Here is a 6,523-nt window from a genome sequence, read left to right as displayed (position 1 = left end):
TCTTAAGGGCGCACAATTAAACGGAGTCAAACTCAGTGGTGCTTTTTTGAATGGTTTGCAGCTAGAGGGAATTAACTTTAGTGGTATGGATCTCAGTCAAGTTAAGTTGAGCGGTGCTAAGTTGCAAGATGCAGATTTGACTGGAAGCGATCTCAGTCTTGCTTTTCTGCGTCGGACAAAATTAGATCGAGCAAACCTCAAAAAAGCAGATTTACATCAAGGTAATCTCAGGGGTAGTCAATTTCCCGAAGCTAACTTAATGAAGACCAACTTAACTGAAGTGGATCTACGGAATGCTGATTTAAGTGGGACAAATATGAATTTAGCGGATCTCACTGGAGCTGATTTGAGTGGCGCTAACTTGCAAGGAGCCTATTTATGGGGCGCAATTTTAGATGGTGTTAATTTGCGGGGCGCGGATCTGCGTGGTGCTAGTCTACGAGATGCTAAGATGGCGGGAGTTGATTTACAGGATGCTATTCTTATAGGAGCAACTATGCCAGATGGGAAGGTTCATATCTAGCAAGCTTATTTCTTAGTTTGAGTCGAAAGTTCAGTAGGGTGCGTTAGGCCGTCCAGTATTTCGTTTTCTTTGCCCTGGTTGCTCAATTGGCCGTAACGCACCGCAACCGCTCTCACTAGACAGAAGATGGTGCGTTACGACGGATTAGAAGCAATAGGATAATAGCACAAATTCAGGCCGTCTAACGCACCCTACAAAACTACTGTGTCTATCCACTACGAGACTCTCTAGCAGCAGTAGACAGTAGGGTGCGTTAGGCCGTCCAGTATTTCGTTTTCTTTGCCCTGGTTGCTCAATTGGCCGTAACGCACCGCAACCACTCTTACTAGACATAAGATGGTGCGTTACGATTAGAAGCAATGGAATGATAGCACAGATTTGCGCCGTCTAACGCACCCTACGAGACTACTAAGCGAAATCCAATATGAGTTGTTCCGGTATCAGGAGCTTGAGACTCTCTGGCAGCAGGTCGATAACGACTACAATAATTTTTAGCACAGAGGTAAGAACCTCCTTTGATAACGTGCAAAGCTCCTTCCTGGGGTTTGACTGGATCGAAACTGGTGGTTTTGTCAGGTCCGACGGGGTTTACACTATGGTCTTTCCCAGAATGTCCGACTTGATACCAATCTGACGTGAGTTCCCAAACGTTTCCGGTCATGTCATAAAGTTTGTAACCGTTGGCGGGAAAAGATTCTACAGGTGCAGTTCCTAAATAGTTATCCTCTTTGGTATTGAAAAATGGAAACATCCCTTGCCAGGTGTTGGCTTTCTTGGCAGAATATTGATTCCCCCAAGTGAATTCTTGCTCTTGAAGACCTCCCCGCGCTGCATATTCCCATTGAGCTTCTGTAGGGAGAGATTTTCCTGCCCAATTAGCATAAGCAACTGCATCCTCATAGGCAATATGAACCACAGGATAATTATCTTTCCCTTTGATGTTGCTCTTCGGACCGTAGGGATGTTGCCAGTTAGCACCAACTGTCCAATGCCACCAACTTAAGTAAGCAACTTGTTGTATCCCTTCTGAGGGGGGTTCAAAGACGAGGGAACCAGGTTGCAGTTGTTCGTCAGTTAGATCGGGAAATTGTGATTTCGGTAGGGGGCGTTCGGCAATGGTTTTATAGCCTGTTGCCTTGACAAATTCGCGGAATTCTGCATTTGTGATTTCGTGGCGATCGATGCAAAAACTATCTACACTGACATCACTTGCAGAAATTTCTGAGGGATAATGAGTATCTGAACCCATTGTAAAAGTTCCTCCGGGAATAAATATCATTCCTTCAGGACAACTATTATCTGTAGAGGATGCTTGTGCTGGTGTGGAGAAAGGGAAAATTAGGGATATTGTGAGGAAAAAGATAATAATTGATTTTAAGTAAAAAGTTTTCATAAAATGATTGAGACTTGGATAATACAAGGTCTTAATTTAATTTGTTTAGGACTTACGCAGAAACCGGGTTTATCAAGGAAGCTTGGTGGTTTGAGAGACAATAATCAAGCAATAAACCCGGTTTCTTGGTTTGTTTGCCTAATATAAAATCCGGATAATTACTATATCCAAGTCATTGCGACTGGAACGGAGTGGAAGGAAGCAATCTCCGTGCATCCCTGAGATTGCTTCCTATCGTCGCAATGACGATTATTCAACCGGATTCTGTATAAGTCCTGTTGTTATCAGGTGAGCAAAGCTCACCCGACTGACCACTAACTAAAGTTTAGGACACATTTGAGGTGATCTTGATGGAATTGGATCAAAAATAGTATTGAAATCGTCTTTCATACTAGCCACGATCCAATTTTCATGAGTTTGGGCGTAGTCGAGAGATTCATTATCAGCTACTTCTTCACCATCATCATCTAGATGTGTCCTTCCAGGTACATCATTGTATTTATATTCCCGAACACAATCATCATGATTAATCAGGACGATTAAGGAATTTCCCACCCCAGAATCTGTATATTTAAACATTTCAAAATCACCACTAGAATTCCCAACGGCGATGAGAGGTCGTTTGCCAATAAACAGTTCAATTCCTACTGGTTTACCCTGTTGATCGTCATAGTGAGCTAGCCACGATCTACGGACTAAACTGCCTCCAAGTCCATCGGTTGTATTAGACTCATCATATTTTGTCTTAATAGCTGAACCGATCACTTCTTCAGTGGGAATACCATAAGCTTCATCAGAAAAGGAACGCACAAAATAAATGCCACCTCCAGAACAAATATAGACTTTGAAATCATTTGCTTTGAGGTAGTTAACCAATTCAATCACAGGTTTGTAAGTCAGGTTGATATATTCAGTATCAAACCGTTCATAACCTTCATCATTGTCAGAAGTCAATTCATTATGTTTTGTTGTAACGAGAAAATCGTGAGCTAAGGAGTTATATTCACCTGTTGTGAGTCCACTAACAACTGGAATTTCACTTAAAAAAGTTTTGCCTTCCTCTGAAATAGGATGTCCTCCAGTTTTATCAATTCTCTTTTGAGTCTTTTGAANGATATATTCAGTATCAAACCGTTCATAACCTTCATCATTGTCAGAAGTCAATTCATTATGTTTTGTTGTAACGAGAAAATCGTGAGCTAAGGAGTTATATTCACCTGTTGTGAGTCCACTAACAACTGGAATTTCACTTAAAAAAGTTTTGCCTTCCTCTGAAATAGGATGTCCTCCAGTTTTATCAATTCTCTTTTGAGTCTTTTGAATCAGTCTACTGACTCTGGGTTCAGGCAATTTATCCAATCTAGTTTTAATAAAGTCTTCTTGGAAATAATGCGGTCTTTCAGCCCACAAGGTTCCGTCATTATCAAAAACAGCAATGCGATCTTTTACTGGAACATCGTCAGTAACAACTTGATTCACAAAGTCGATGATTGCTTGTTTTTGAGGAGTTTCATTCCATGACTCTAATGCTGCATAGGCAGGAAGACAACCTAAAGTACCGCCGATACAAAAGATTGAGAGCAAAACTGAAAGAAAAAATGTGATAGTTTTTCTGTTGATGTTGAGAAAGTTCATGGTTGATTTACACATCTTGAAAGTAGGTCAAATTGTTGTCAAGAGAAATAGGAGGATNCTTTTACTGGAACATCGTCAGTAACAACTTGATTCACAAAGTCGATGATTGCTTGTTTTTGAGGAGTTTCATTCCATGACTCTAATGCTGCATAGGCAGGAAGACAACCTAAAGTACCGCCGATACAAAAGATTGAGAGCAAAACTGAAAGAAAAAATGTGATAGTTTTTCTGTTGATGTTGAGAAAGTTCATGGTTGATTTACACATCTTGAAAGTAGGTCAAATTGTTGTCAAGAGAAATAGGAGGATCTATCTTCAACAATAGTCTTAAAAATATCCTCCTAAATTCTACTTTTGTGTACACCGTAGTGTAATCAGGTAATTAATATCTGAGTAAATATTAATCACCAACAGACTCATGGATTTAAATTTATATCAAGTCCGGATGATTACTTATAATAAAATCGCTAGTTGTAGGTTGGGTTGAGGAACGTTAGCGGAGCTTATCCGTTAGGATCAACCCAAGACAATCAGCCTTTTGTTGGGTTTCACTTCGTTCTACCCAACCTACATTTAATTACAAGTGTTTAACCGGACATGATATTAGACTCATGTTACAAGCAGTATTTTTCGCCAAAACTGAGCAGCAATAGATACTACCTGTAGCCTAATTTTTGATTTAATCCAGACTGTTGTCAACAATCGTCTGGAGTATCTTTCTTAAGCCTGTAATAAACGGAAACTCCTCTTTTAGCCTGTCTATTTGAATTTGTTGTACTACCCCATCTACTATCTGATTAATAGTAAAAGAAGCAGGTCTTTGACGAGGGGGATAGTCAACAAAGGTATTGAGAAACGCTCCAACAGATGTGGTAATAGGACCAAGTAAGAAAAGTCGGCGGAACCTCCAGTCAGCATTATACTCTGACTCGTGGGGTGCTTTCTCAAAGGGATCGCGACGTAAGTTCAACAAGATAGGAACTCTCAAATTAACATAAGGTTCTGACCAAACATCAAAGCCTTCTGCACGCTGTTCAGTAAATATCGCTTTCCAGTCGTTATACCGGACTGCTGATGGATAACCATCATCAGTGAAATAGATATACTGATGACGAGGTGGACAATAGTCGGGAAGGCGACCCAATACACCCAACACACCAGGGGTAGAAGGACAATTTTTCTGGCGTTTTCGGTTATTTAGTCGATTGCCGAGAGATTCTAAGTAAGGTAAGAAGTTATATCCATCTAAATGAACGTCATATTGTTCATATTCGGAATATTCTGCATCTATCTTCCGTTTATCGTCATCTGCTAGAAGTTGTCTGTCGATATTCTCAACACCAGCCGCAGCTAAGAGAGTTGGTACCCAGTCAAGGTGAGACATAATGTCATTTGAGACCACACCTGCGGGCAAGTGGCCTTTCCAACGAATCATAGCAGGGACACGGAAACCTCCTTCCCAATTGGTGTTCTTTTCACTATGGAAAGGCGTTGTTCCACCATCTGGCCAAGTAAATACTTCTGCACCGTTGTCAGTTGTGTAGACGATAATAGTGTCTTTATCTAAACCTTGCCGTTTAATAAACCGGAGAAGTTGACCCACTTGTTTATCATGTTCTACCATTCCATCTGCTTCAATTCCTTGCCCAGTGACTCCCTGAGATTCTTCTTTCAGGTGAGTATAGACGTGCATCCGAGTGGTATTAAACCAAACAAAAAATGGCTCGTTTGCTTCTTTCGCATCTACAATGAACTCTTTTGTGTGATCTAATACTTCTTCATCGATGGTTTCCATCCGCTTTGTAGTGAGAGGTCCAGTATCACAGACCCTTTGATCCCCACTAGCATATTTTTCACGAATGGGATCGGTCTTGGTCACATCGATAATTTCTGGTCCTTCTTCCCATGCTGTACCTATTTCACATTCATGAGAATCACGGCCAGCATAGCTGTGAATTACTCCTCGGGGTCGGAACTGATCGAATACTATAGATTCGCCTTCAGGTAGATAGTCTTCGTTTTCGGGTTCCTCTTCAGCATTCAGATGGTAGAGGTTGCCGTAAAATTCGTCAAACCCGTGGGCGGTAGGTAAATATTGGTCTAAATCACCTAGATGGTTTTTCCCAAATTGACCAGTACGATAACCTAGGGGTTTCAGTAACTCTGCTAGGGTTGGGTCTTCTTTCTTTAAACCCACATCTACACCAGGGAGTCCTACCTTGGTCATTCCAGTACGGATGGAAGCTTGACCAGTTATAAAGGCTGCACGACCGGCAGTACAACTATTTTCACCGTAGAAATCAGTGAACAAGATTCCTTGTTTGGCAAGCCTATCGAGATTGGGGGTTCGGTAACCCATAATCCCATTGTTATAGGCACTAATGTTAAACCAACCGATATCATCACCCATGATGACAAGGATATTGGGTCGTTGGNTTCCAGTACGGATGGAAGCTTGACCAGTTATAAAGGCTGCACGACCGGCAGTACAACTATTTTCACCGTAGAAATCAGTGAACAAGATTCCTTGTTTGGCAAGCCTATCGAGATTGGGGGTTCGGTAACCCATAATCCCATTGTTATAGGCACTAATGTTAAACCAACCGATATCATCACCCATGATGACAAGGATATTGGGTCGTTGGATTTCCGGTAGGGTGGTGATTCCTTCGTAGGCAAATGCTGGGGCTGTTGGGAGCCAAGGCAACATTCCCGATAGCATCAATAACAGGGAAAGTACGCTAGCAATCGCTGCTTTCATGGCTTTTCCCATGAGGCAAAATCTACTTTGTTAATATTTTTTTACAAAGAATCAGAAAGAGCAAATTTTAATTTACTGAAAATCTTTTCTTTAAGTTCTTTCGTTGCTCATTATTCTAGCTAAATTAATCTTTGTCAAATACTTTGGAGAAAGTTTAATATTTGTCTTATAATTGAAACAATTATTAATATAAAGGCAATAGTTATCATATT

4 protein-coding genes and 1 pseudogene are annotated in these 6,523 nt (G+C 40.9%); 1 reads left to right on the top strand and 4 read right to left on the bottom strand.

Annotation, left to right across the window (positions count from 1 at the left end):
• The coding region (locus AFK68_RS16020) for a pentapeptide repeat-containing protein (RefSeq protein ID WP_143437931.1) at positions 1–523 on the top strand (523 nt) is incomplete at its 5' end.
• Positions 524–920: 397 nt separating this feature from the next.
• Here the strand turns inward: AFK68_RS16020 and AFK68_RS16015 are convergent.
• From AFK68_RS16015 to AFK68_RS41875, 4 genes and pseudogenes are all read right to left on the bottom strand, one after another.
• Positions 921–1,916 (bottom strand): formylglycine-generating enzyme family protein, encoded by a 996-nt coding sequence (locus AFK68_RS16015; protein ID WP_094673651.1) that lies wholly within the window; start codon positions 1,914–1,916, stop codon positions 921–923.
• A 1,113-nt stretch (positions 1,917–3,029) separates the two neighbouring features.
• Positions 3,030–3,500: pseudogene (locus AFK68_RS39020) on the bottom strand (hypothetical protein); the annotation flags it as partial.
• A 729-nt stretch (positions 3,501–4,229) separates the two neighbouring features.
• Complete coding sequence (locus AFK68_RS16000; protein WP_256386577.1) at positions 4,230–5,972, bottom strand: arylsulfatase; 1,743 nt, start codon at positions 5,970–5,972, stop codon at positions 4,230–4,232.
• 14 nt (positions 5,973–5,986) lie between these two features.
• Positions 5,987–6,260 (bottom strand): sulfatase-like hydrolase/transferase (locus AFK68_RS41875; protein ID WP_256386576.1); only part of this gene is annotated, 274 nt, incomplete at its 3' end.
• Between the last annotated feature and the right edge of the window lie 263 nt (positions 6,261–6,523).

The organism is Hydrocoleum sp. CS-953 (assembly GCF_002260545.1).
GTDB lineage: Bacteria > Cyanobacteriota > Cyanobacteriia > Cyanobacteriales > Microcoleaceae > Trichodesmium.
This window is presented reverse-complemented; position numbering and strand designations above follow the sequence as displayed.